The organism is Paenibacillus sp. FSL R5-0473 (genome assembly GCF_038004565.1).
Classification (GTDB): Bacteria; Bacillota; Bacilli; order Paenibacillales; family Paenibacillaceae; genus Paenibacillus; species Paenibacillus amylolyticus.
The window spans coordinates 1-21,361 of sequence record NZ_JBBORL010000001.1; the positions used below are offsets into that span (position 1 = coordinate 1).

The window sequence follows — 21,361 nt, forward strand, 5'->3', positions numbered from 1 at the left end:
CACCCCGAAGTATAGACGGAAAGAAATCTATAATCAAGTGAGAAAAGATTTAATCGAAATTTTCAAACGTCTGTGTAAGTACAAGGGAGTAGAAATTATAGAAGGTCACATGATGCCCGATCATGTTCACATGTTGGTAGCGATTCCACCGAAAATGGCAGTCTCCACGTTCATGGGATATCTAAAGGGGAAAAGTTCACTAATGATATTCGAGAAGCATGCCCAGCTCAAGTATAAATATGGAAATCGAAAGTTTTGGGCAGAAGGGTACTATGTGAGTACAGTGGGTCTAAATGAAGCAACGGTAAGAAAGTATATTCGTGAACAAGAAGCACATGATCAAGCGTTAGATAAGCTGAGTGTAAAAGAATACGAAGATCCATTCAGCAGTAATCGGAGCAAAAAGAAGTAAAACCAGTTTAACTGGTGAGTGAAAGTGACAAATAACACTGAGCCTGAACAGCCCTGCTGTCAGGCTAGCGTCTTTAGGCGCAGTTTGGCAACAGGGGGTTATACCCCAAGAGCAAACCACCCGTTGGACGGGTGGTCCTGATTTAGGAGAAAACAGGCGTGGACTATTGAGCAGGGAATCGGAGATTTAGAAAGAATACATAGTGTAGTTTGCCAATACATAATGGTGGTTAACGTGATTTCAATAATGAAATTCACACCACAAGAGGAGTAACATTTTCTATGAGGGATTTACAAGGTTTTGTATCCGATTACATCAAAGGAAAGAAACATCTGCATCTTGAGATTGGCATCATTACAAAGGGAGATATCGAATATCATTCATTGGGCAATCCCAAAAAGAAGAGTGTGGCTGCTCCTGAACATAGGTTGTTCGAAATCGGCTCTGTAACCAAACTTTTTACATCGATCCTTCTATTAGAATTGGAGCGTCAACAGCAGCTTTCCGCGGATGACACGGTTGGCAAGTACATACACAACGGTAAAAACGATTATTTGAATAAGGTTACCTTAAAAAGTCTTGCAACGCATACCTCTGGATTACCCGGAGTTGCCACAAACCTGTCCTCGAAGAAAAATCGATACAATCCGTATTCAAATTATACGGAGGATGATTTACTTGCTTTTTTATCGGATGCTGACTTTACGGATCAGATGGGTTCATTTGAGTATTCCAATACCGGCGTGGGCTTACTTGGTTATATCCTATGTAAAGTATCAGGCAGTACATATGACGATCTGCTGAAAAAAAATATCACAGGTCCATTAAACATGACGGAGACAGCTGTTATGCTGAATGCAGAACAGAATGGCAGATTTGTGGATGGACATACGTCAACGGGGAAAAATATGCCTCACTGGGATACTGGTGTACATGAAGGGGCAGGGGCAATCAAGTCATCTCTTTACGATATGTGTTTATTTGTACAGGCCAATCTGAATGAAGATCATCCGCCAGCCTCTGCAATGCAACAAAGTCACATGCCTGTAATGATTGGAGATTCGACTCATCATTACGCCTGGTTTAGTGATAACATCTCAGATCAGAATATACTCTGGCATAACGGTGGCACATTTGGTTTCTCCAGTTATTTGGCTATAAACAAGGAACAGGGTATAGGCATCGTATTATTGTCCAATTATTGTTTTGGATCAGCCTCAATTGTGGATGAGTATCTGGATGCGATATTCAAGTTTATAACTAAAAAAGACCTTTATCCACTCATGCCGCTGGATCCCGTGGGTAATAAAATACTGGAAGCCATGATGCAGAGATAAAAAAAACCTCCAATAGAGATCGCCTGAGGATGTACTTCGGCGCTCTCTGTTGGAGGTTTTTTTCGTTCTATCTTAATAGTCTTGATCATGACATACCCGCTTCACGCAGAAAATGGTGCACAATCTTCGTCTGATACTTGATACGGGTTGAGCGTTTCAGACTCCAACAGGTCTCCACCGTGACGGAACGGGCTTGTAATAGTCTTGAAGCCGCTGTACGGGCAGATCCCGGCAATTCATGCTGCTTGAGGTTAAAATGACGATCACGAATGGCAATCGACCGATTCATCCGTTCGATAACTCTTCTGCAAGCTGGAATCGTCCCACTGCCGGGATTGGTGATCAACGTCTGTCCAAGCACCCGTGAACTAAGCTGTGACAGGCCGTTGACTTCATGCAGATCAACCCACCAGTCGGCCCGATGTTCACGCGCCAGCTGAAAAACTGCCGCAGCGAGCGGATGCTTGGCCTTGCCTGACATACGGCGTGGAAACGTACGATTCAGATCTGGCTTGCCTCTGATTTTCTTAGCGTAGGCTTGCTGGTTCACGCGTGGCATGATAATTAACAGCCCTCGCTGAATGGCGTGACGACCTGTCGCAATATCATCTGCGAGTTTTTGCGCAGCGGCCATACTCGCCGTTTCATTCCCGTGAACCCCGGATGTAATGAACATCACGGGTCCCGGCATCATGCCACGTACAATGAAGTAGGGAGTAGCGTGTACGGTGGATGCTAGAAGGACATGTTTGGTCACAAGAATGACGCTTCACCTCCGTTATTACAGTACGCCATGTCCCTCTTTCATGTAACGGCGTAAGAACAGGCCTTCATCCTATTTCCTCACAAAATGGGCCGACTAATACACCCGATGAATGATATCTTCAAAATCAGGTTCTTTCATCTCTACATCTTCAATCTCACCCCAGTGCTCCAATTGTTTCAGAATGTCCATTGTGCTCCATTCCTTCCGGTTCACTTCGACGGTGACAATTTGCCCTTCCACTCCTGTAATATGTATCGCGGACGATATAACATCCGGGATGTGAAACGCTCCTCGGAACGTTACCCGAATCAGCGTAGGTAGTCCGATGGTTTCGCGAAGTGACGAGATCGTGCCGTCATATGTCAGTTGACCATGGTTAATCACCATGACCCGGCTGCATAACTGCTCAATGTCGTCCATGTCATGTGTGGTCAGCAAAATCGTTTTGCCAAACGTTTCATTTAATGTTCGTAGAAATTGACGAATGTTCCGCTTTGCGTTCACATCCAGTCCAATCGTTGGTTCATCGAGAAAAAGCAGTTCGGGATCATGCAGCATGGAAGCTGCGAGATCGGCACGCATGCGTTGCCCAAGCGAGAGCTTGCGGACAGGCGTGGCCCAGAACGATTCAAGGTCCAGCAGCTCGGCGAACTGGGACAGTCGTTTCTTTTTATCCTCGGCACTGACACCGTACATCTCGGCTAGAATATCATATGAATCTTTCACGGGCAGATCCCACCAGAGCTGACTGCGCTGTCCAAACACAACGCCCAGTCGACCAACGGTCCTGCGCCTGTCCTGATGCGGGTTCATACCGTCAAGCCTTACCTCACCCGAGGTTGGGTGCAGAATACCTGTCAGCATTTTGATCGTGGTAGACTTGCCAGCCCCGTTCGGACCGATGTAACCCACAAACTCCCCTGGGCCGATATCAAAACTGATATCGCGTACCGCTTCCTTGGACACATACTCACGTGAAAATAACGTACGTAGACCGGAGAAACGTCCTTCGCGAATAACAGGAGTTTTGAATTCCTTTTGCAGATGCCGTGCTGTGATCATGTTCATGATTCGTTTCGCCTCCTTAGCTACCTGTACTTTGATATTTGGTCATGCCGAATTGCCAGAAACGCAGACTTGCAGCCAAACTCAGTACGGCAACCGCCGCAACAGCAACAAGAATCCACGCTCCTCCTTCACCCCGTAGTAGGTAAAGTGACGGAATGTAGTTGACGAATCCCACCGGAATCACCGTTAGCAGAATGCCAGACATCCATTTGGGATATAACGTTAGCGGATATTGGGCAGCTGTTCGTGCTGCATCCTCAGTGATCGTCTGTAATTCCTCGATACGTGTGGTCCAGAATCCCAGTGTGGCGGTAGCAAGTCCGATGGAAAAGAGAATGACTGCGCCCGTCAGGATAATGAGCAGTGAGAAGGGAATGGCGATCCAGCCAATCTGTCCGCTATGCATCATGCCTGCCACTGACCAGCAGAGAATGAACCCGCCTTGCAGGACTTCCCCAGCCATGATGCGGAAGTTTTGCGGCAGCAGTGCCAGCAATACGGGCATGGGACGTGTTAACAGTTGATCAAGCTCACCATTAACCAGATATTTTTCCAGATGATGAACTTCGTTTCCGAATGTTCGATACAGTGTTTTGGATAACGTCATGATGGCGAAGAGATAACCGATCTCATGGAGGGACCAGCCTTTAATTGCTCCGAATTTGTGCAACACGAGAGCAACCATCAGAAACTCGGAGATCTGAATTAAAGCGGCCAGTACGGACGCCATGATGAAATTGAACTTGTATTGCATCCGACTGCGGATGCTTGTTCGAATGAGCATTTTATATAAATTGAACCAGGAAGTTCGCTTCATCCGCCTTGTACCTCCACTTTACGACGTAACACTTGGGTGATTGCAAGACAGATCAACGTCATAAAGACACACCAAAGCAAGGTTCCCCATAACAAGGAGCCATCTTCGAAACCAAGATAGATTCGGGTAGGTACATAGAGCAGGAAAGGGTAGGGTGATATCCAGGCAAGTTGTTCAAGCCAGTTCGGTAGCCATTCCAGCGGAATGAAAAAACCAGCCAGCAGATTCATCATCGCGTGATTTCCCCAGTGAAGCCAAGAGGACTCCGTGGTCCACATCGACGTGGCACCAATGATGTAGTTCATACAGATGGACAAGTATGCGGCGCCGGCAAGACCAAGTGCGGCATAGAATAGTGTTGAAACGTCTGAGGGCCAATGCAGGGAAAAGACAATGGAGAAGAGCAGGTAGATCGGAATACTTTTGTACACGAACTGGTAGGCAATCTGCCCCCATTCGCGTGCCATCAGGTGGGTGAACAGATGAACAGGCCTCATCAGATCCAGTGCGATCTGCCCTGTCCTGACGGATAAGGGAATACCCAATCCGTTCGTGAGAAAACCCGAGATCCAGAGAGAGGATTGCGTGAACGCAATATAACTGATCATTCCCTGTGTCCCATATTCTCCGAGAGTATGGTCGGCCCCGATGCCGATCCAGAGGCAGGCATACATGTAACCAAACATGGCGCTTGCCAAGTTATGTACCATGTGTGCCCCGCGGTATTGCAGATTCCGGGAGTAGGCTTTGGAAGCCAGAGTGAAATAAAGCATGTGACACCTCCGATAAGTGGATTGAACGGCGTTTCCGTTCACTTCAGTCAAGGCGAAAAAGAGAGAAGGACAACAGCATACCAATTTATTCCTTCACAGGCAAGACATTTTTTTAGCTAATAATGGTATTAACAGGGGTGTTCATGATTGCGCCACAAGACAACGGTCTGTCCGTTCATTTATAATTGAGAGGTAGTATCGCAAACGTTTACAATGTGAAATATTCAAATTTTAAATAAACCGCCGGGCTTGTGCTTGACGATTGAGGATACAGAACGAACAATCCGGCAAGAGAGAAGGATGTCATGAAGAAAATTGCATGGGTCACCGATAGTACCAGTACACTGGATCCCGTTTTTGCGGAGCAAAATCATATCTACATCGTACCGCTGCGCATCGTATTTGGAGAGGAATGTTACCGGGAAACCGATGACATTACATCTGAAATGTTCTATGAGAAACTTGCGGAGGCTTCACGTGCGAGCAGTTCGCAGCCACCCATTGGCGAATTCATTGAACTGTATGAGTCGCTCAAAGACAAGTACGATGAGATTATTACGATTCATTGCTCTACAGAGCTTAGCGGAACGCTGCATACGTCCATGCAGGCTGCAGAGATTGCAGGAGTGACGGTGACCGCAATTGATTCGAAGGCAGGTGCCTATCCTCACCGTGAGATGATTATGCAAGGACTGGAATGGCAGAAGCAGGGATGTTCCGCTGCCGAGATCAAAGTAAACATTGAACAGATGATTGATAACATGTCCTTTTACCTCATACCGGCCAGTCTGCAGCATCTTCATCGCAGTGGACGGGTGTCCGGCACACAGCTGATCATCAGTCAACTGCTCAAGATCCACCTGTTGCTTCGATTCGAAGAGGGAAAAGTGGTTGTGAATGAGAAGATTCGCACGTTCAAGCGGACAAAAGATCGTATGCTGGATATGCTCAAGCTGGATATGGAGAAAGTAAAACATGTGTGCATTATGCATGCGAACAATCAGGAAGAAGCCGTTACAATCAAAAAACAGATTGCAGCTCTGCTGCCTAGATTAAAGACCGAAATCATGCCGTTTATCCCTGTGGTGAGTATTCATGCAGGTGCAGGAACCATTGGACTGTGCTGGATCCACAGTGAGAACGGATATAGAGACTAGAAGCACCAGCATTGATCTACAGACACTCATAGACCTGGCAGGAAACACACTTATACCAAAGTGGTGCTCCTGTCAGGTTTTTTCGTATGTCATTGCCAATTCAAACAAACTGTGAGGTAATAAAGAAAACTGTTCATGTTGGAGGGAAGCATGTGTTAAGTCACCGCTTGTTGCTTGTTGAAGATGATCGTTCAATTAGTGAGATGGTCGGGCCGTACTTGGAAAAAGAGGGCTACGACGTCACTTATGCATATGACGGCTTAGAGGCAGAACGTCAGTTCAGCCAGTCACAACCCGTGTATGATCTGGTTATTCTGGATCTGATGCTGCCCCGCAAAAGTGGGATGGATGTGCTTCAAACCATTCGGGCAGTCAGTCTGGTCCCTGTGCTCATTCTGTCTGCGAAGGATGGGGAGGTGGACAAAGCATTAGGTCTGGGCTTCGGTGCAGATGATTACTTGAGCAAACCTTTCTCGTTAATAGAACTGACTGCCCGCATCAAAGCTGCGATTCGCCGCGCCAATTATACTACTCAGCCTGTGGCTGAAGTGGCTAAAGATCAACGTATTCACATTGGAGGACTCGTAGTTGACATGGAGACGTACGAGGTGGAACGTGAAGGTACACCCGTCAAGCTGACATCCAAGGAATTTGGAATTCTGAAGCTATTGGTTACCCATCCTGGCAAAGTGTTCACCAAGGCCCAGATCTACGCTTCCGTCTGGAACGATCATTATTATGGAGACGAAAATATCATTAACGTACATATGCGTCGTCTGCGTGAGAAACTGGAGGCAGACCCTTCGGCTCCCCAGTATATCAAGACACTCTGGGGCATCGGATATAAGCTGGAGGCGGAGCAGGGATGACACTGATTTTTGCCAGTACAACAGCTATTCTGGCCATTGTAGTCATTGGGTTGTGGATGAGATTGCGGAAACGCAGTCAACACCTGTCCTATATTCATCACAAAATATCCGATATCCTGGATCAAGGCACCTTTGAGCGCTTACTCGTATTCAACAGTGATGATCAAGTTAGCCAGCTTCTGAAAGATATGAACCAGCTGCTGGACTATGCGCACCGCGCGAAGGCTGGTTATACGAACCAGGAGAAGGAGATGCGTAATATGCTCTCCAACATTTCTCATGATCTGAAAACGCCACTCACGGTTGTGATGGGTTATAGTGAGACCTTGCTGCACAGTTCATCACTGACCGATCAGGAACGTAAGATTATGACGGAGAAAATACAAGATAAGGCGCAGGAAGTGCTGCGTTTGATCCATTCCTTTTTTGATCTGGCAAAGCTGGAATCTGGAGACACGGAGCTAGTGCTTAGTCGAGTGAATATAAGCGAATTATGCCGGTTGAAGATGCTTTCCTTTTATGAAATGTTGACGAATCTGGGGTTGCACGTGGAGCTGGAGATACCTGATGGTGATCTCTTCGTGCAAGCGAATGAAGAAGCATTGGACCGTGTGCTGGATAATCTCATTACCAATGGAATGAAATACGGGGCAGATGGTAAGGTACTGGGGCTTTCACTGGATCATTCGATAGGTGCACCTGTGACGCTACAGATCTGGGACCAGGGAAAAGGGATTCCTGAGAGCGAGCATAGTCGTGTGTTTGAACGAATGTATACACTGGAGGATTCCCGCAATCGACTCTATCAAGGCAGTGGCCTTGGTCTGACTATTACGAAACGGCTAGTTGAGCGGATGGGTGGAAGTATTCACTTGCATAGTGTGCCACATCAACGGACTGTATTCTCGGTTACCTTAAAGGCATGTTAGACCCTGCGTTGGCGTGTCCGGTCAGACTTAAGGTATTTGTAAGATTTGATTAATAAAAAAGAAGACTTTTCTCTTTACAATATAGATATAGGAACCCGGACAGGGGACGTAAAGGAGAACAAGGACGATGAATTATATCGCACGAACAATAGATGTGACCAAAGTATATGAAGGGGTGGAGGTTGTATCCAACGTCAATATGAATATTAAGCAAGGTGAGATCTATGGATTCCTCGGTCCAAATGGTGCTGGTAAAACAACCATCATGAAGATGCTCACCAATCTCGTCAAACCAACCACAGGGGAGATAGAACTGTTTGGGGAGAAGCTTACGCCGACCTCGTATGAAGTGCTGAAGCGAATGGGCAGCATTATTGAATATCCTTTTTTCTACGATAGACTGTCTGCTCGCGAGAATCTGGAACTTCACTGTGAATACATGGGATTCTACAACAAAAAGATCATCGACAACACGATGGAAATGGTAGGGCTGAAGGATACGGGCAAGAAACCGGTCAAAGACTTCTCCTTGGGCATGAAGCAAAGGCTCGGACTGGCTCGTGCACTAATAACCACACCTGAACTGCTCATTCTGGATGAACCGATCAACGGATTGGATCCTGTAGGGATTCGGGAGATGCGAGATTTGTTCAAGCGCCTTAGCAATGAGTATCGCATTACCCTGCTGGTCTCCAGTCACATTCTTGGCGAGATAGAGCAGATTGCGGACACAGTTGGTGTCATTCGCGGCGGTCGCTTGGTGGAGGAAGTATCGATGGAGAGCATTCGTGGAAGTCAAAATGAGTACATCGAGTTACAGGCGGTGGATATCCGCAAAGCGACCTATGTCATTGAACACCAGCTTGGTTTGAGTAATTATAAACTGGTTGATAACCAAACGTTACGCATCTATGATCCGGGAATCATTCCATCGGAACTGAACACCAAGCTGATTCAGCATGGCATTGAGATCGAATCGATATCCAAACGGGCTCATTCCCTGGAAGAACACTTCATGAAGCTTGTGAAAGGGGATGAAGACGTTGCTTAAACTAATCAGACTTGAGATGCGGAAGCACCGTTTTGCACGTAATTTTGCAGGTGCAGGTATTGCCAGCATAGCCATTCTTCTTTTCCTGATCATGATTGGATTCGTGGATGTGGGAGCAGAAGATTATGCCTATGCCGATTACCAGACCGCCTTTATGATTATTGATACGTTTGTGAGAGCGACCTTTATCATATTTGCAGGAGCTTTATTATCCAAGCTGGTGATCAGTGAGTATAGAAATAAAACGATGAACGTCATGTTCACCTATCCCATCCAGCGTCATAAAATCATCGCTGCCAAATTGATTATCGTGTTTGGTTTTACATTTGTGATGATTATGGTTAACGATCTGTTCATGGGCTCACTATTGTTGATTGTTAATCAATTCTACTCCTTCATTCCTGAATCACTGACGAATCGGGATATATTGGGACTTCTGGTGAAGTACAGTATAAGTTCTTTATCGGCTGCGTGTATGGCACTCATTCCCCTATTCTTCGGTATGCGTAAGCATTCTGTTACAACTACAATGGTCTCGTCCATTTTGCTGGTTTCGATTGTCTGCTCCGGATTCAACGGGTCGGAAGTTTCCATTCATTCGCTTATTATTATCCCTCTGACCCTTGGAGCAATAGGGATATGGATTGCTTCGATGTCCATGGTTCGTCTGGAGACAAAAGATGTGAACTGAATCATTCGGAAAACCATGCTCTGTATGGCTTCAGATGCCATTGACATCCGCTCGTACAAGGGATAGGATAATGTCAACTGAGACACGAAGGAGAATGCAACTACCATGACGATTCCAAAAACATTAACAATAGCTGGTTCGGACACGAGCGGCGGTGCAGGTATTCAAGCTGATTTGAAAACTTTTCAGGAGCTGGGTGTGTATGGCATGACCGTACTGACTACGGTTGTGGCAATGGAGCCCGAAACATGGGATCACCAGGTCTTTCCTGTTGAATTAAATGTGGTTGAAGCGCAGCTTCGCACGGTTCTGGACGGCATCGGTTTCGATGCAATGAAGACAGGTATGCTCGGTTCTGTAGATATTATTGAACTGGTAGCAAAACATATTCGCCGCAGCGGTCTGCCACAGATCGTTATCGATCCGGTAATGGTCTGCAAAGGTACAGACGAAGTACTGCAACCGGAAAATACGGAAGCGATGATCGAATTCCTGTTGCCAGGTGCTGATCTGGTTACACCTAATCTGTTCGAAGCATCCCAACTGGCGAAGAGCGGACCTATTCGCTCCAAGGAACAAATGGAAGCAGCGGCAGCAGCAATTCATGCCCATGGCTCGAAACATGTTCTGATCAAGGACAGAGGTGTCATTAGCCCGGGTAAAGCAATGGATCTACTCTATGATGGAACCAACTACGAATGGTTTGAAGCCGATGTTGTCGGCTCCGGATATACTCATGGTGCGGGCTGCACAACGTCTGCGGCGATTACCGCAGGATTGGCTCGTGGTCTTTCAGTGAAAGAGGCTGTTCGTGAAGGTAAAGCCTTCGTGACCAAAGCGATTGCCGGCGGATTCCCGCTGAACCGTTTTGTTGGCCCGACACTGCATGTGGCACACCGTCTGGAGCAACAACGTTAAGTGTTGCCAGGGAGCGCGCAGTAGCGCATCAATTCTGGATAACACACTTCGATTTCATTCAAGTAGCTGTCAATGAGCAGGAGCTTGCTCGTTGATGGCTTCTTTTTTATGCGAATTTTTATAAAAATTAGTAACTTTTGGCTTATATTAATCGTATATATCATGGGAGCATTCCAAAACATGTGTGGACACATGAACGACACATGGAATAGGTATGTTATCATCAGAAATCTAAAAGGAGAGTCGGCCATGATCAGAACAGTGCTTCTGGTGGAAGATGAAAGCCGCATTCGTGAGATTGTGGCCGATTATTTCATAAAAGAACAATGGAACGTCATAGAAGCTGAACATGGAGTACAGGCACTGGAACTGTTGGCTCTGCATGAGGTAGATCTGGTTATTCTGGATGTTTTGATGCCTGAAATGGATGGATGGACGTTATGTGGGCATATTCGATCCCAATCCACCGTACCTATTATCATGCTGACTGCACGGTCCGAGGATGACGATAAAATTCATGGATTTCAGCTGGGCGTAGACGATTACGTTACCAAGCCGTTTAGTCCACGTGTGCTGGTTGCACGTGCAGAGACATTAATGAAGCGTGTTGAAGGTGCATTTGGACGAGAGCAGGGTGTGATTCGCTTCGGACAGGTAACCCTTGATCCATGGGCCAGACGTCTGGAGAAGGACGGAATTGAAGTGGAACTTGCACCAAAGGAATATGATCTGTTGCTTTATTTGGTACGTAATGCAGGCATTGTGTTGTCCCGGGATGCCATTTTGAATCGGATCTGGGGATTTGATTTTGAAGGGGACTCACGTGTTGTAGATACCCACATCAAGAAGTTGCGCAGCAAACTGGGTGATGAAGCCAAGTGTATCCGGACGGTGATTGGCACTGGATATCGTTTCGAGGCAGAAGCATGAGAAGAAATGGCGTAACGATGAAGCTTTTCCTAGTCATGGCAGGATGTCTGGTTCTTTTATATGGGACGACGGTTTTTGCCCAGTTGTTCTGGTTCCCTGACTTCTATCAGCATCAAAAGGTTAGCAGTATGAAGAAAAAGCTGTCCAAGTTCGAACAGCAATATTCCAATGGACATTGGAGTGATTTACAGCTAGCCAAGGAGACCGGGAAATTCATGCGTCAGAATCAATCACATCTGGTCATTTTGACGAATACCGGAAGATTGGTTAATGACCCGTTCCACATTACGTTGCTTCAAGAGGATGGAAGTCACGTGAAAGTGTCCTTGTCCTTGTTTATCAATAGTGAGAATGCTGGCTGGATTACATCCCATCTAAAATATGGGCAAGAACTGACGGTGAAAGGTCCGGCCAGCGAATCCATGGTCTATCCTTTCAAAATCCAGGATGCCACTTCCGCCGCATGGGGAACAGAAAGCTTTCAGGAATCAATTGAACCGGTAAAGGAATGGTCAGGCGTATTAACCGAGGTCGTTCTTCCCAATCTGGCAACGTGGAGTCAAAGGCAGGGACTGCTGGTGCAAGCACTGGATAGCCGGTTCCCATTATCCACCGAAGACCAACTTGCCTTGGCGAATGGCAAAATGCTCAATGAAGAATGGATGGATAGCTGGAGCGGTGTTCGCAATGTCATCACCATTGCTCCAGTGCATCGTTCCGGACCCGAGCAACAACTGATCTTTTCGCTCACCTCTCTACAGGAGATGAGGGAAGCGAATGAGGCAACACGTTTGTTCTATGCGTATTTTGGCATAGGGGCATTTATATTGATTCTGTTGCTGGCGTTGCTCCTGTCCCGAATTATAACGAAGCCGCTTTTGGCCTTGAACCATGTCGCCAAGAAAATGTCTACGCTGGATTTCACGGTGAAATCACCCATCCGGCGTAATGATGAGATCGGGAGTCTGTCTAACAGCCTCAATGCCTTATCGGGAACCTTGGGTCAGACACTGGAAGAGCTGAGGCAGGCCAACACGCAGATGCGTACAGATATGGAAATGAAGCAGGAGATTGAACAGCGTCAGCGCAAGTTTTTTGCCGATGCATCACATGAACTTAAGACACCAATCAGCATTATTAAGGGATATTCTGAAGGGTTGAAGGATGGCGTCAGTGAGAGCAAACGTGAGCGTTACATTGAGATCATTGCCGATGAGACGATCAAAATGGAAACGATGGTTGAAGAGATGCTGGATCTGGTGCGACTGGAATCCTCAGCGGTTCAATTGAATACGGATGCTGTTGCACTGGCTGACATGATTGAAGATATCGCTGGCCGTCTGGGTCCGCAACTAAAGGACAAAGGATTGGATGTGGTGCTTGTATCCACAACAGAACAGACGGTTGAGGGTGACCGAAGCAAGCTGGAGCAAGTTATTTTCAATATCATGATGAATGCTATACGTCATGCGATACCACATACCGATATAACTATTGAGATTAGCAGGCGTGAAGGTTTTGTCCATATTTCCATTGAAAACAAGGGTGAGCACATTGCTGAAGCTGAGCGGCAGTATATATGGGAGAGGTTCTATCGGGTAGAGCGCTCACGTAATCGTAAAATGGGGGGGACCGGGCTTGGTCTGGCCATTGCGAAGCAGATTCTTGATCTGCATGGGTGCAGTTATGGAGTGGAGAATACACCGGATGGAGTCCGTTTTTATATTATTTTTCCTAAAGCCTAGTACGAAAGGGAGTCAAATATTATGAAGTCTTTACCATCGATTTTAACCTTGGGGAATCTGAGTTCAGGCATGCTGGCAGTCATTATGGCTATTCATGGTGAATTTGCCCTGGCTGTGATGATGATATGGGTAGCGATGTTCTTTGATCTGTTTGACGGGTATGCGGCTCGTAAATTGCATTGTGAGGGTGAGTTCGGCAAGTCCTTGGACTCGCTTGCGGATGTAGTTTCATTCGGAACAGCACCCGTGCTGATTCTGTACCTGAATTCCATGATTGAAGTGAGTGTGCTGGGGATGGCACTGACTGCATTGTTTCCGATTTGCGGTGCTTTGCGTCTGGCCCGTTATAACTGTCAGAAGACAGCAAGCAGTGGTTTTGTCGGAATGCCGATTACATTTGCGGGAGGTCTGATGTCCTTTTTCGCACTCTGGAGTCCTTATTTCACACATGGTGTAGCCTATCTTGTCATTATTGTATTATCCGGTCTCATGGTGAGCCAAATCCGATTCCCGTCTCTAAAACAAGTGTTAGCCTCACATGAGAAGGATATTGTGGAACCGAAATAAGGAGCGAGTCAGTATGGAATTTGCAAAAGAATTTATTGGTCAATATGGTTATTTCGCAATATACGGACTACTGGCTCTCGGCGTTATTGGCATGCCGATTCCGGATGAGGTGATGATGACTTTTGTCGGTTATCTCGCCTCCATCTCGGTATTGAATTACTCCGTATCCATCGCCGTCAGTTTTGGTGGCGCATTTACCGGGGGGCTGCTTAGCTACATGATTGGCAAAAAAGCGGGCAGGCCGCTGGTTGAAAAATACGGCAAGTGGGTTGGCGTTAATGCCAAACGATTCAGCAGGGTGGAGTCGTGGTTCCTCAAATATGGGTATTGGTCCATCATCCTGGGTTACTTCATTCCAGGCATTCGTCATCTGATGTGTTGTTTCTCCGGAATTAGCAAGATGGCAATTGGCAGGTACGTAGTTGTATCGGGCATTGGTGCATTCGTCTGGTGTGTTGTCTTTATCTCGATTGGTTTTTATGTTGGCGTGTTAACTTAAAATGGGACAGCCTGTTGTAACAACAGGAAAAGATCGAAGACCTCTTGAGTGTAAGGTGGTCTTTTTTTGTTTTTCTATATATGGTCGGGGACCTCATTTTAAGTGATTTAATCGACTACAAGTAATTTATTCTTGGAGTTGTAGGCTAGCCCGCAAGCTATTTAAAGTAAACTCAAGCTCAGAGCTATTCCTCCGTTTAAATCTCCATGTAACTCTCGATGTAACTCTCCATGTAACTCGTTAGTGACGCAAGTATCTGACACTCCAGTAGCTAAAGTGGTTCGCAATTAGGTTTAATAGTAGTAACTCCAAAAGTTTCGGAGTCATTTCTAAAATTCTAACGAACTCAGGTGAGCTTATTATCGAGATAAGAGGCATGTTGGAATTCTAACGAATCCCAGCAATCTTATTTCTCGAAAAAGCCCGAAAAAGTGCCCTGATTTACTCCATATCATCACAATAAGGTGTCCTGAGTTCGTTAAAAAATGGATATGTACGATATCGGCGAAATAGAGTGTCTCATGTTCGTAAGATATACGTTCGATATCGTTGAGCGCCACTAGCGACATGTAATACTTGTTGATCGATCAAGCTGTGAAGAACTCTTCGAGCATGTTGATCCGTGATTCGCAGGTGTGTTGCTAGTTCCGAGGGGGCAAATGGACGGATGATGCGTCTGGCATAACGAACAGTCTCGGCTTCTAGCCAATTTAAGGATGTGGGAACGTCCGTAGCAATGAATTTTCCCATAAAAGAGAGCACAAGCTGTTGGCACCGTTTTGGTTCGTCTTTAATGGAGAGATACGCGATCGGCAGAAAAATCCAATCATCAAGCGTTAGCAGACAATGCCGCCAGCATAAATCTTTAAAACGCCGTACATCCAGATCACGGGCATGTGGCCCGTATCCTTGGATTTCAATACCTCCTTTAACGCCGTTACCTGGCATATATGCAAGATCCAGATACCGATAGCCGTTATGAAAGTCCCGTACCTCCCATTCCGGTTGCAAATGATTAAAGTTTTTCATCACCGGAAACCAGACTGAACGCAAAAATTCAAATGTGCCATGTTCAAGTCCATTTTCTAGTCTGGACAGCACTCTGGGGTTCGTTTCCTTCTCCAGAAGGGAGTGCATCCAAACTTCGTAAGCCTCCTCAAAATCAATGCTCATCGTCTTCATCTCCTCTAAAAATAAAATAAACGAACGTGAACAGGCTTCAGGTCGTCATGTCAAAATACAAAAAGCCGCTCTGACCATTTCCAACCTTCGCGTTGAAGGGGAGAATGGATCAAAGCGGCGTGTGCTTCACGACCGATTTGTTACATTTCTAGATCAAGTATAGCTTTAAATATGGAATGATTTCAATACCTCACCCGTTCAAATGAGAGTCTTCAATTCCTTTTTCAACCCGCTGCTCCCCTTTTTTACGTGCAAAGGTGATTTTGAGGAGTGGCGGAGTAACCAGTGTAGTCACAATAACCATGATCACAACGCTGGTAAAATACTCTGAATCAAGCAAGCCCGAAGCAAGTCCGGTCGAAGCAATAATTAGAGCAACTTCCCCTCTGGAGATCATGCCTGCACCAATAGCAATAGAAGAGGAACGGTCGAACCCGGTCAGCCGGGCACCAGCTCCACCACCGATAAGTTTGGTAACAATGGCGATGAGGCTTATAACAACAATAAACCAAATCTGTGAACCCACACCATCAAAGGTGACATTTAAGCCGATACTGACAAAGAAAACCGGGACAAATATTCCGTAAGCAATCGGCTCGATTTTAGTTTCAACCTCATGTTTGAATTTGGTTTGGGAGATGGCGATACCAGCGGCAAATGCACCTATGATTCCAGCAACACCCATCCACTCTGCAAAATATGAGAAGAGGAAACAGATAATGAGTCCTGTCGTAATCACGGTTTCCGTGACCCGCAGTGGGGCCATCCATTTCATGACCCGTGGCACAAGCCACCAGCCTGCTGCAAAGATGATGACAAAGAACAGAAGTTTCTTACCAATCAACAATCCAATAGAGACATCCCCTGCACCTGTGCCGAGCAAGCTCATCATCACGGCGAGCAGAACCACAACGAGCACATCATCCACAACGGCTGCACCCAGAATGGTGGTACCCTCCCGTGAACTCAGTTGATTCATATCCTTCAACGTTTGCACTGAGATACTCACTGACGTTGCACAGAACAGTAGTCCAAAGAACAGCGCATGTGTCTGTGACATACCAAAGGCTACGGCCGAACCGTATCCTCCGATAAAAGGCAAAATAATACCGCCGACTGCTACGGCAAAGGCCGCCTTCCAGTTTTTCTTTAACTGCTCCAGATCGGTTTCCAGTCCGGCAATGAACATTAACAGCAATACCCCGATCTCAGCCATATAATGCACGAAATCACTTTGCTGAACCCAACCGAGAATTGCAGGTCCGAGGATGACACCGACAATCAGTTTCCCCAAAACGGATGGCTGACCCAATCTTACGGATAGATCACCAGCGAGTTTGGTAAAGATTAAAATAAGTGCAAGAACCAAAATAAATTCCATAGGTGTTCTTCCCTCCAGTAGTAGCGTATATAGGGTAACCAACCCAAGGGCGATCCATCCTCCGCTTCAAACAGACAAAAAGGCACAGAACGGCATTAACAGAGTGCCGTTCTGTGCCTGAAAAAGACAAAGAGGGGCCCTTGGTGACAGGCTCCTCCAGTTTCAACGCGTATGTGATTAATTGCGTTAATTATACCACAAATGAAGGATTCGGTAAATGGGAGCCGGATTGGATTTGAGTGAAAATAGCCGCAAAGGGGCATTTTATAGGGGAGTGAAGCGGTTTTTGTTCAGAGTGTTGTCACTTAACAGCCCGGAATTGGCGAGATATAATGATATAGAACATAGAAGTTAGGATATGAGGAGGATTTTGCATTGGGCAAAAATAACAAAGGGGAGCCGAACATTCAGTCCCCGACGAGTAATAAAAATTTCGCAGGCATCATTATCACGATTTCCATTCTCGCTAATGTCATTATTTTATTATTGTTCTTCGCACCGTCGATTGGTTACAAAGGTGATGTAACCTTTGATATTACGGTGTTGCCGCGGTTTAATGCCGTGTTTAACAGCTTTACCTTCATCTTCCTGCTCGCAGCGCTTATTGCGATTATCAAGCGGAATGTGAAGCTGCACAAACGATTTATTCTTGCTGCATTCTCAACGACACTGTTATTCCTCGTGACCTATCTGACGTTTCATTACCTCTCACCAGAGACGTCCAAATACGGCGGCGAGGGCATCATTCGTTCGATCTATTTCTTCATTCTGATTACCCATAGTATACTGGCGGCCCTGATTGTTCCATTGGCGTTGTTCACACTTGTGTGGGGTTGGACGAATCAATTGAAGAAACACCGCAAAATTGCACGTTGGACGATGCCAATCTGGCTGTACGTCAGTTCTACAGGTGTCGTGGTATACCTGATGATGGCACCATATTATTAATGTGATGAACGTTTCACTGTGCTAATTAGTTTGACTTGCGGGTAATGTTTCCATGGAAGGAGGGTTCACATTTATGTACAGAGTTGTTTTGATTCGCCATGGACAGAGCATGTGGAATGTAGAGAATCGTTTTACCGGATGGACAGATGTGGATCTGACGACGGATGGTTACGCAGAAGCACGTAAAGCAGGTAAGATCATGAAGGAACAGGGATTTGATTTTGATTACGCCTATGCATCCGTGCTGAAACGTTCTATCCGAACACTCGATATTGCGCTGGATGAGATGGACCTCATGTGGATTCCCATTACGAAGACCTGGAAGCTGAATGAACGCCACTATGGTGCACTGCAAGGACTGAACAAACAGCAGACTGCTCTGAAGTATGGGGAAGACCAAGTAAAGGAATGGAGACGCTCCGTTAGCGTATCTCCCCCGGCACTGGACGAAACCGATGACCGATATGTGCAGGATCTGGACAAGTATAAGCGGCTCGGATGCACCATCCCTTTTACGGAGAACCTAATGGATACCTCGAAGCGTGTACTGGAGTACTGGAATGCGGAGATTAAACCGATGGTGTCTGCTGGCAAAAGAGTGCTGATCTCTGCGCATGGGAACACGCTCCGTTCACTCGTCATGCATCTGGACCAATTGTCCGAAGCAGACGTGATGGCGCTCAATATCCCAACGGGCATTCCGCTTGTCTACGAATTGGATGAAGATCTGCATCCCATCGGACACTTTTATCTGACCGCCGATGGTTCGACCTACAAACATGAAGAAATGACCCATGTGGCAACGCCATCTGATTAATTGGACATGGACGTATGTCTTGATTGTACGAAAGCTTGTATGATTTATTTCGTTCGGTTGATGTTTCAACAGGAGGATTGAAAGATGACCGCTGAATTGAATTCGGAGGTCATCTTTTTTTCTGCGATCAAGCCTGTACTTCGTTTCGTTTTGCTCCCACAGGGTAATTGTCAAACAAGACACGATGTACATTTATCCTGAAGGAGGAGAAGCACATGTCTAAAAGAAGAGGAATTATCATGACGGCTATCGGCGCAGGTGTGACTTATCTGATGAGGAACAAACAAGCAAGAGATAAGCTGTTTAGCACTGTCTCGGGTATGATGAAAAACTCCAATTCGTCCAATGTAACAAGTAAAACCAGACCACGTGTGGAAGTGAAATAGATTGCGATAGTTCGTTTATCGATTGAATTTAAATGATGATCATGATAAACCTGGAGATGAAGTCGTTCCAGGTTTTTTTGTGCAGTTGAAAACTACCTTATGTTTCGGTGAGGCATGCGATTTTTGCCAGTAAGAATGATACAATGGATACTTGCAGAACGTATGGAGGGAGATGCACATATGAAGAAAAATCGTCTGGGTACATCCGAACTGATGGTGTCTGAGATTGGGCTGGGATGTATGTCACTTGGAACTGAAATGGAGCACGCTGTGGGCCTGGTTCATGAGGCTCTGGATCATGGGGTCAATCTGTTGGATACAGCCGATCTGTATGACGAAGGGCGTAATGAAGAGATTGTAGGACAAGCTATTAAAGGGCGTCGGGACCAAGTCATTGTGGCGACCAAAGTAGGTAATCGTCGTCTGCCTGGCAAAGAGGGCTGGTCATGGGACCCGTCCAAAGCCTACATTAAGCAGGCTGTACATGAAAGTCTGAAGCGTCTGCAGACCGATTACATCGATCTGTATCAGCTACATGGCGGGACCTTGGACGACCCCATCGAAGAGACGATCGAAGCGTTTGAGGAACTGAAGAAGGAAGGACTTATCCGATATTACGGAATTTCCTCCATTCGTCCCAATGTGATTCGGGAGTATGTAAAGAGGGCATCCATCGTCAGTGTGATGAACCAGTACAGCATTGCTGACCGCAGAGCGGAAGAAGAAGTGCTGCCTTTATTGGAACAAAAGGGGATCAGCGTAATTGCCCGCGGGCCCGTAGCTAGCGGTGTGCTTGCTGATTCCGGATCTGCCAAGGCAGACAAAGGTTATCTGGACTATACGCCAGAGCAACTATATACCATTCGGCAAGGGCTAAGTCGTCTTGTTACAGACCAACGCAGTATGGCTCAGACAGCTATCCGCTACGCGTTATCCCATCCTGCCGTAGCAACTGTTGTCCCTGGTGCCAGTTCAAGAGAGCAGTTGCTGCACAATATTGCTGCTTCGAATTCGCCTGCACTCACCGCTGCGGAAACTCAGGAAATACGAGAACTCAGTCCCGCTAATCTGTACAAGCAGCATCGTTAACTCCATTAAGCCTATTTTCAATTGTAACTATACGAGGTACAATGAAGATCAGCCAAAAAAGGAACATATAAGGGAGAGAAGACATATGGAAAGAATTCAAAGTGAACAGCAATATTTGGATACAATTAACTCTGATGGTTTTACCGTCATTAAATTTGATACAACCTGGTGTCCGGATTGCAAAAACCTGGATCGTTTTATCGGGGATGTTATCGACCAACATACGGACAAAACCTTCTATGCGCTGGATGCAGAAAAGTTCCAGCCGTTTGCTGAAGAGAATGGTGTACGCGGCATTCCAAGCCTGCTCGTCTTCCAGAACGGCAAGAAAGTCGCACATCTGCATAGCAAATGGGCTAAAACACCTGCTCAAATCTCCGAGTATCTGGAGACGCTTGAATCCAAAGTTTAAGTGTACAAAGGCATCAGCAGTTTGACTAATTAATTTAGCTAAGGAGACCTCTTCTTGTCCTGCGACAGGAAGGGGTTTTTCTGCTTCATCCCAGCACGCATGATGTGCATTCAAATGTGCATTTGAATAACTGAAGTTGAGAAACAACGCTTGTTTAGAATTTGTTCAGTGCTCCCATGTATACTGTGAGAACAAACTGAATATTTGGAGTGAACAAGATCCGTATGAAGAATGAAATTTTTGAAGAAATGCACCAATTAAGTCACAATGATGACCGAAGATACCGATTGTTGATGATTGGAGTGAAACAACTGCTGCAGGAACAAAAGGAGAATAGATATAATCTGCGTGAGAGATTGAAGAATCGAAAGAAACACCGGAACTTTCAAGTAAAAGAGTGGTATTAGACAGGCTTCTTCTCAGAAGTGAACATAAATATGGTTGTCCATGATACATAGTAAACCTAGTTGGCATCACAAGTGAACCAACCCAGCAAAGAAGGAAGTAATGAAGAGTCAAACTTCTTCTAATTACAGAAATTCCTGTCTCTGAAGCAGCAACAGAAACATGAAGTAACGGAAGTATAGCAATATAAAATATGGCGGCCTCGCTTCCCA

General features: G+C 46.0%; 24 protein-coding genes. 18 read left to right on the forward strand and 6 right to left on the reverse strand.

Translation table 11 applies throughout. The features are described 5' to 3' along the window. Together tnpA and MKY28_RS00010 are read left to right on the forward strand one after the other, a co-directional pair. Positions 1–412: IS200/IS605 family transposase (gene tnpA / locus MKY28_RS00005; protein ID WP_340934267.1), on the forward strand; the 412-nt coding region annotated here is incomplete at its 5' end. A 281-nt stretch (positions 413–693) separates the two neighbouring features. After that, entirely contained in the window at positions 694–1,749 is a 1,056-nt protein-coding gene (locus MKY28_RS00010; protein ID WP_340028323.1) for a serine hydrolase domain-containing protein, read from the forward strand. Positions 1,750–1,834: 85 nt separating this feature from the next. Here the strand turns inward: MKY28_RS00010 and MKY28_RS00015 are convergent, their stop codons facing one another. From MKY28_RS00015 to MKY28_RS00030, 4 genes are all read right to left on the reverse strand, one after another. Further along, positions 1,835–2,512 carry a succinylglutamate desuccinylase/aspartoacylase family protein gene (locus tag MKY28_RS00015; protein WP_340937783.1) on the reverse strand — a complete coding sequence of 226 codons (678 nt, stop codon included), beginning with the start codon at positions 2,510–2,512 and terminating at the stop codon, positions 1,835–1,837. Positions 2,513–2,608: 96 nt separating this feature from the next. Next, positions 2,609–3,577 (reverse strand): ABC transporter ATP-binding protein, encoded by a 969-nt coding sequence (locus tag MKY28_RS00020; protein WP_340937784.1) that lies wholly within the window; start codon positions 3,575–3,577, stop codon positions 2,609–2,611. 22 nt (positions 3,578–3,599) lie between these two features. Beyond that, a complete protein-coding gene (locus MKY28_RS00025; RefSeq protein WP_047841615.1) occupies positions 3,600–4,400 on the reverse strand; it encodes an ABC transporter permease in 801 nt (266 codons plus the stop codon). Next, on the reverse strand, positions 4,397–5,173 hold the full coding sequence (locus MKY28_RS00030) for an ABC transporter permease (RefSeq protein WP_036606839.1): 777 nt from the start codon (positions 5,171–5,173) through the stop codon (positions 4,397–4,399). Before MKY28_RS00030 ends, MKY28_RS00025 begins: the two co-directional genes overlap by 4 nt. 305 nt (positions 5,174–5,478) lie before the next feature. On the opposite strand from MKY28_RS00030, the gene MKY28_RS00035 reads away from it, so the two are divergent. The 10 genes from MKY28_RS00035 to MKY28_RS00080 all read left to right on the forward strand — a co-directional run bounded on the left by MKY28_RS00035 (position 5,479) and on the right by MKY28_RS00080 (position 14,529). After that, positions 5,479–6,330, forward strand: a complete 852-nt coding sequence (locus MKY28_RS00035) for a DegV family protein (protein WP_076319685.1) — start codon at positions 5,479–5,481, stop codon at positions 6,328–6,330. 203 nt (positions 6,331–6,533) lie between these two features. Next, positions 6,534–7,199: a response regulator transcription factor gene (locus MKY28_RS00040; RefSeq protein ID WP_370739113.1), complete on the forward strand. Its 666-nt coding sequence runs from the start codon at positions 6,534–6,536 to the stop codon at positions 7,197–7,199. Beyond that, positions 7,196–8,128 carry a sensor histidine kinase gene (locus MKY28_RS00045; protein ID WP_076319683.1) on the forward strand — a complete coding sequence of 311 codons (933 nt, stop codon included), beginning with the start codon at positions 7,196–7,198 and terminating at the stop codon, positions 8,126–8,128. Before MKY28_RS00040 ends, MKY28_RS00045 begins: the two co-directional genes overlap by 4 nt. A gap of 127 nt (positions 8,129–8,255) precedes the next feature. Beyond that, entirely contained in the window at positions 8,256–9,179 is a 924-nt protein-coding gene (locus tag MKY28_RS00050; RefSeq protein ID WP_076319682.1) for an ABC transporter ATP-binding protein, read from the forward strand. Next, positions 9,172–9,870, forward strand: coding sequence for an ABC transporter permease (locus tag MKY28_RS00055; protein ID WP_076319681.1), 699 nt, complete (start codon positions 9,172–9,174; stop codon positions 9,868–9,870). Before MKY28_RS00050 ends, MKY28_RS00055 begins: the two co-directional genes overlap by 8 nt. Positions 9,871–9,975: 105 nt before the next feature. Beyond that, entirely contained in the window at positions 9,976–10,788 is an 813-nt protein-coding gene (gene thiD / locus MKY28_RS00060) for a bifunctional hydroxymethylpyrimidine kinase/phosphomethylpyrimidine kinase (protein WP_017692191.1), read from the forward strand. A gap of 249 nt (positions 10,789–11,037) precedes the next feature. Next, positions 11,038–11,718, forward strand: a complete 681-nt coding sequence (locus MKY28_RS00065) for a response regulator transcription factor (RefSeq protein WP_036606855.1) — start codon at positions 11,038–11,040, stop codon at positions 11,716–11,718. Next, the gene (locus MKY28_RS00070; RefSeq protein ID WP_076253553.1) at positions 11,715–13,463 is read left to right on the forward strand and encodes a sensor histidine kinase; all 1,749 of its coding nucleotides are present in this window, start codon (positions 11,715–11,717) and stop codon (positions 13,461–13,463) included. The genes MKY28_RS00065 and MKY28_RS00070 overlap by 4 nt, the downstream gene beginning before the upstream one ends. A 21-nt stretch (positions 13,464–13,484) precedes the next feature. Next, complete coding sequence (gene pssA, locus MKY28_RS00075) at positions 13,485–14,030, forward strand: CDP-diacylglycerol--serine O-phosphatidyltransferase (RefSeq protein WP_036606859.1); 546 nt, start codon at positions 13,485–13,487, stop codon at positions 14,028–14,030. Positions 14,031–14,043: 13 nt separating this feature from the next. Next, on the forward strand, positions 14,044–14,529 hold the full coding sequence (locus tag MKY28_RS00080) for a DedA family protein (RefSeq protein ID WP_036606861.1): 486 nt from the start codon (positions 14,044–14,046) through the stop codon (positions 14,527–14,529). Positions 14,530–15,048: 519 nt separating this feature from the next. On the opposite strand, the gene MKY28_RS00085 is transcribed toward MKY28_RS00080, so the two are convergent. Both MKY28_RS00085 and MKY28_RS00090 read right to left on the reverse strand, forming a co-directional pair. Continuing rightward, the gene (locus MKY28_RS00085) at positions 15,049–15,702 is read right to left on the reverse strand and encodes a transcriptional regulator (protein WP_076319680.1); all 654 of its coding nucleotides are present in this window, start codon (positions 15,700–15,702) and stop codon (positions 15,049–15,051) included. Positions 15,703–15,901: 199 nt separating this feature from the next. Continuing rightward, the gene (locus tag MKY28_RS00090) at positions 15,902–17,092 is read right to left on the reverse strand and encodes a cation:proton antiporter (RefSeq protein WP_076319678.1); all 1,191 of its coding nucleotides are present in this window, start codon (positions 17,090–17,092) and stop codon (positions 15,902–15,904) included. A 375-nt stretch (positions 17,093–17,467) separates the two neighbouring features. On the opposite strand from MKY28_RS00090, the gene MKY28_RS00095 reads away from it, so the two are divergent. The 6 genes from MKY28_RS00095 (at position 17,468) to MKY28_RS00120 (ending at position 21,151) form a co-directional block, all read left to right on the forward strand. Then, entirely contained in the window at positions 17,468–18,040 is a 573-nt protein-coding gene (locus MKY28_RS00095; protein WP_074096493.1) for a DUF420 domain-containing protein, read from the forward strand. Between the two features lie 73 nt (positions 18,041–18,113). Further along, the gene (gpmA, locus tag MKY28_RS00100; RefSeq protein ID WP_047841607.1) at positions 18,114–18,857 is read left to right on the forward strand and encodes a 2,3-diphosphoglycerate-dependent phosphoglycerate mutase; all 744 of its coding nucleotides are present in this window, start codon (positions 18,114–18,116) and stop codon (positions 18,855–18,857) included. 215 nt (positions 18,858–19,072) lie between these two features. Next, on the forward strand, positions 19,073–19,243 hold the full coding sequence (locus tag MKY28_RS00105; protein ID WP_339191346.1) for a hypothetical protein: 171 nt from the start codon (positions 19,073–19,075) through the stop codon (positions 19,241–19,243). A gap of 180 nt (positions 19,244–19,423) precedes the next feature. Beyond that, positions 19,424–20,332, forward strand: coding sequence for an aldo/keto reductase (locus MKY28_RS00110; protein WP_340028332.1), 909 nt, complete (start codon positions 19,424–19,426; stop codon positions 20,330–20,332). A gap of 85 nt (positions 20,333–20,417) precedes the next feature. Then, positions 20,418–20,744, forward strand: coding sequence for a thioredoxin family protein (locus tag MKY28_RS00115; protein WP_047841605.1), 327 nt, complete (start codon positions 20,418–20,420; stop codon positions 20,742–20,744). Between the two features lie 224 nt (positions 20,745–20,968). After that, positions 20,969–21,151, forward strand: a complete 183-nt coding sequence (locus MKY28_RS00120; protein ID WP_124118151.1) for a hypothetical protein — start codon at positions 20,969–20,971, stop codon at positions 21,149–21,151. Positions 21,152–21,361 lie beyond the last annotated feature (210 nt).

Excerpts from the sequence above, each read along its gene's own strand:
- gpmA (WP_047841607.1), top strand. The coding sequence starts at position 18,114 with ATGTACAGAGTTGTTTTGATTCGCCATGGACAGAGCATGTGGAATGTA.
- MKY28_RS00045 (WP_076319683.1), top strand. The coding sequence starts at position 7,196 with ATGACACTGATTTTTGCCAGTACAACAGCTATTCTGGCCATTGTAGTC.
- MKY28_RS00070 (WP_076253553.1), top strand. The coding sequence starts at position 11,715 with ATGAGAAGAAATGGCGTAACGATGAAGCTTTTCCTAGTCATGGCAGGA.
- MKY28_RS00105 (WP_339191346.1), top strand. The coding sequence starts at position 19,073 with ATGTCTAAAAGAAGAGGAATTATCATGACGGCTATCGGCGCAGGTGTG.
- MKY28_RS00090 (WP_076319678.1), bottom strand. The coding sequence starts at position 17,092 with ATGGAATTTATTTTGGTTCTTGCACTTATTTTAATCTTTACCAAACTC.
- MKY28_RS00050 (WP_076319682.1), top strand. The coding sequence starts at position 8,256 with ATGAATTATATCGCACGAACAATAGATGTGACCAAAGTATATGAAGGG.
- thiD (WP_017692191.1), top strand. The coding sequence starts at position 9,976 with ATGACGATTCCAAAAACATTAACAATAGCTGGTTCGGACACGAGCGGC.
- MKY28_RS00020 (WP_340937784.1), bottom strand. The coding sequence starts at position 3,577 with ATGATCACAGCACGGCATCTGCAAAAGGAATTCAAAACTCCTGTTATT.
- MKY28_RS00115 (WP_047841605.1), top strand. The coding sequence starts at position 20,418 with ATGGAAAGAATTCAAAGTGAACAGCAATATTTGGATACAATTAACTCT.
- pssA (WP_036606859.1), top strand. The coding sequence starts at position 13,485 with ATGAAGTCTTTACCATCGATTTTAACCTTGGGGAATCTGAGTTCAGGC.
- MKY28_RS00110 (WP_340028332.1), top strand. The coding sequence starts at position 19,424 with ATGAAGAAAAATCGTCTGGGTACATCCGAACTGATGGTGTCTGAGATT.
- MKY28_RS00120 (WP_124118151.1), top strand. The coding sequence starts at position 20,969 with ATGAAGAATGAAATTTTTGAAGAAATGCACCAATTAAGTCACAATGAT.
- MKY28_RS00035 (WP_076319685.1), top strand. The coding sequence starts at position 5,479 with ATGAAGAAAATTGCATGGGTCACCGATAGTACCAGTACACTGGATCCC.
- MKY28_RS00085 (WP_076319680.1), bottom strand. The coding sequence starts at position 15,702 with ATGAGCATTGATTTTGAGGAGGCTTACGAAGTTTGGATGCACTCCCTT.
- MKY28_RS00080 (WP_036606861.1), top strand. The coding sequence starts at position 14,044 with ATGGAATTTGCAAAAGAATTTATTGGTCAATATGGTTATTTCGCAATA.
- MKY28_RS00040 (WP_370739113.1), top strand. The coding sequence starts at position 6,534 with ATGGTCGGGCCGTACTTGGAAAAAGAGGGCTACGACGTCACTTATGCA.
- MKY28_RS00010 (WP_340028323.1), top strand. The coding sequence starts at position 694 with ATGAGGGATTTACAAGGTTTTGTATCCGATTACATCAAAGGAAAGAAA.
- MKY28_RS00030 (WP_036606839.1), bottom strand. The coding sequence starts at position 5,173 with ATGCTTTATTTCACTCTGGCTTCCAAAGCCTACTCCCGGAATCTGCAA.
- MKY28_RS00065 (WP_036606855.1), top strand. The coding sequence starts at position 11,038 with ATGATCAGAACAGTGCTTCTGGTGGAAGATGAAAGCCGCATTCGTGAG.
- MKY28_RS00025 (WP_047841615.1), bottom strand. The coding sequence starts at position 4,400 with ATGAAGCGAACTTCCTGGTTCAATTTATATAAAATGCTCATTCGAACA.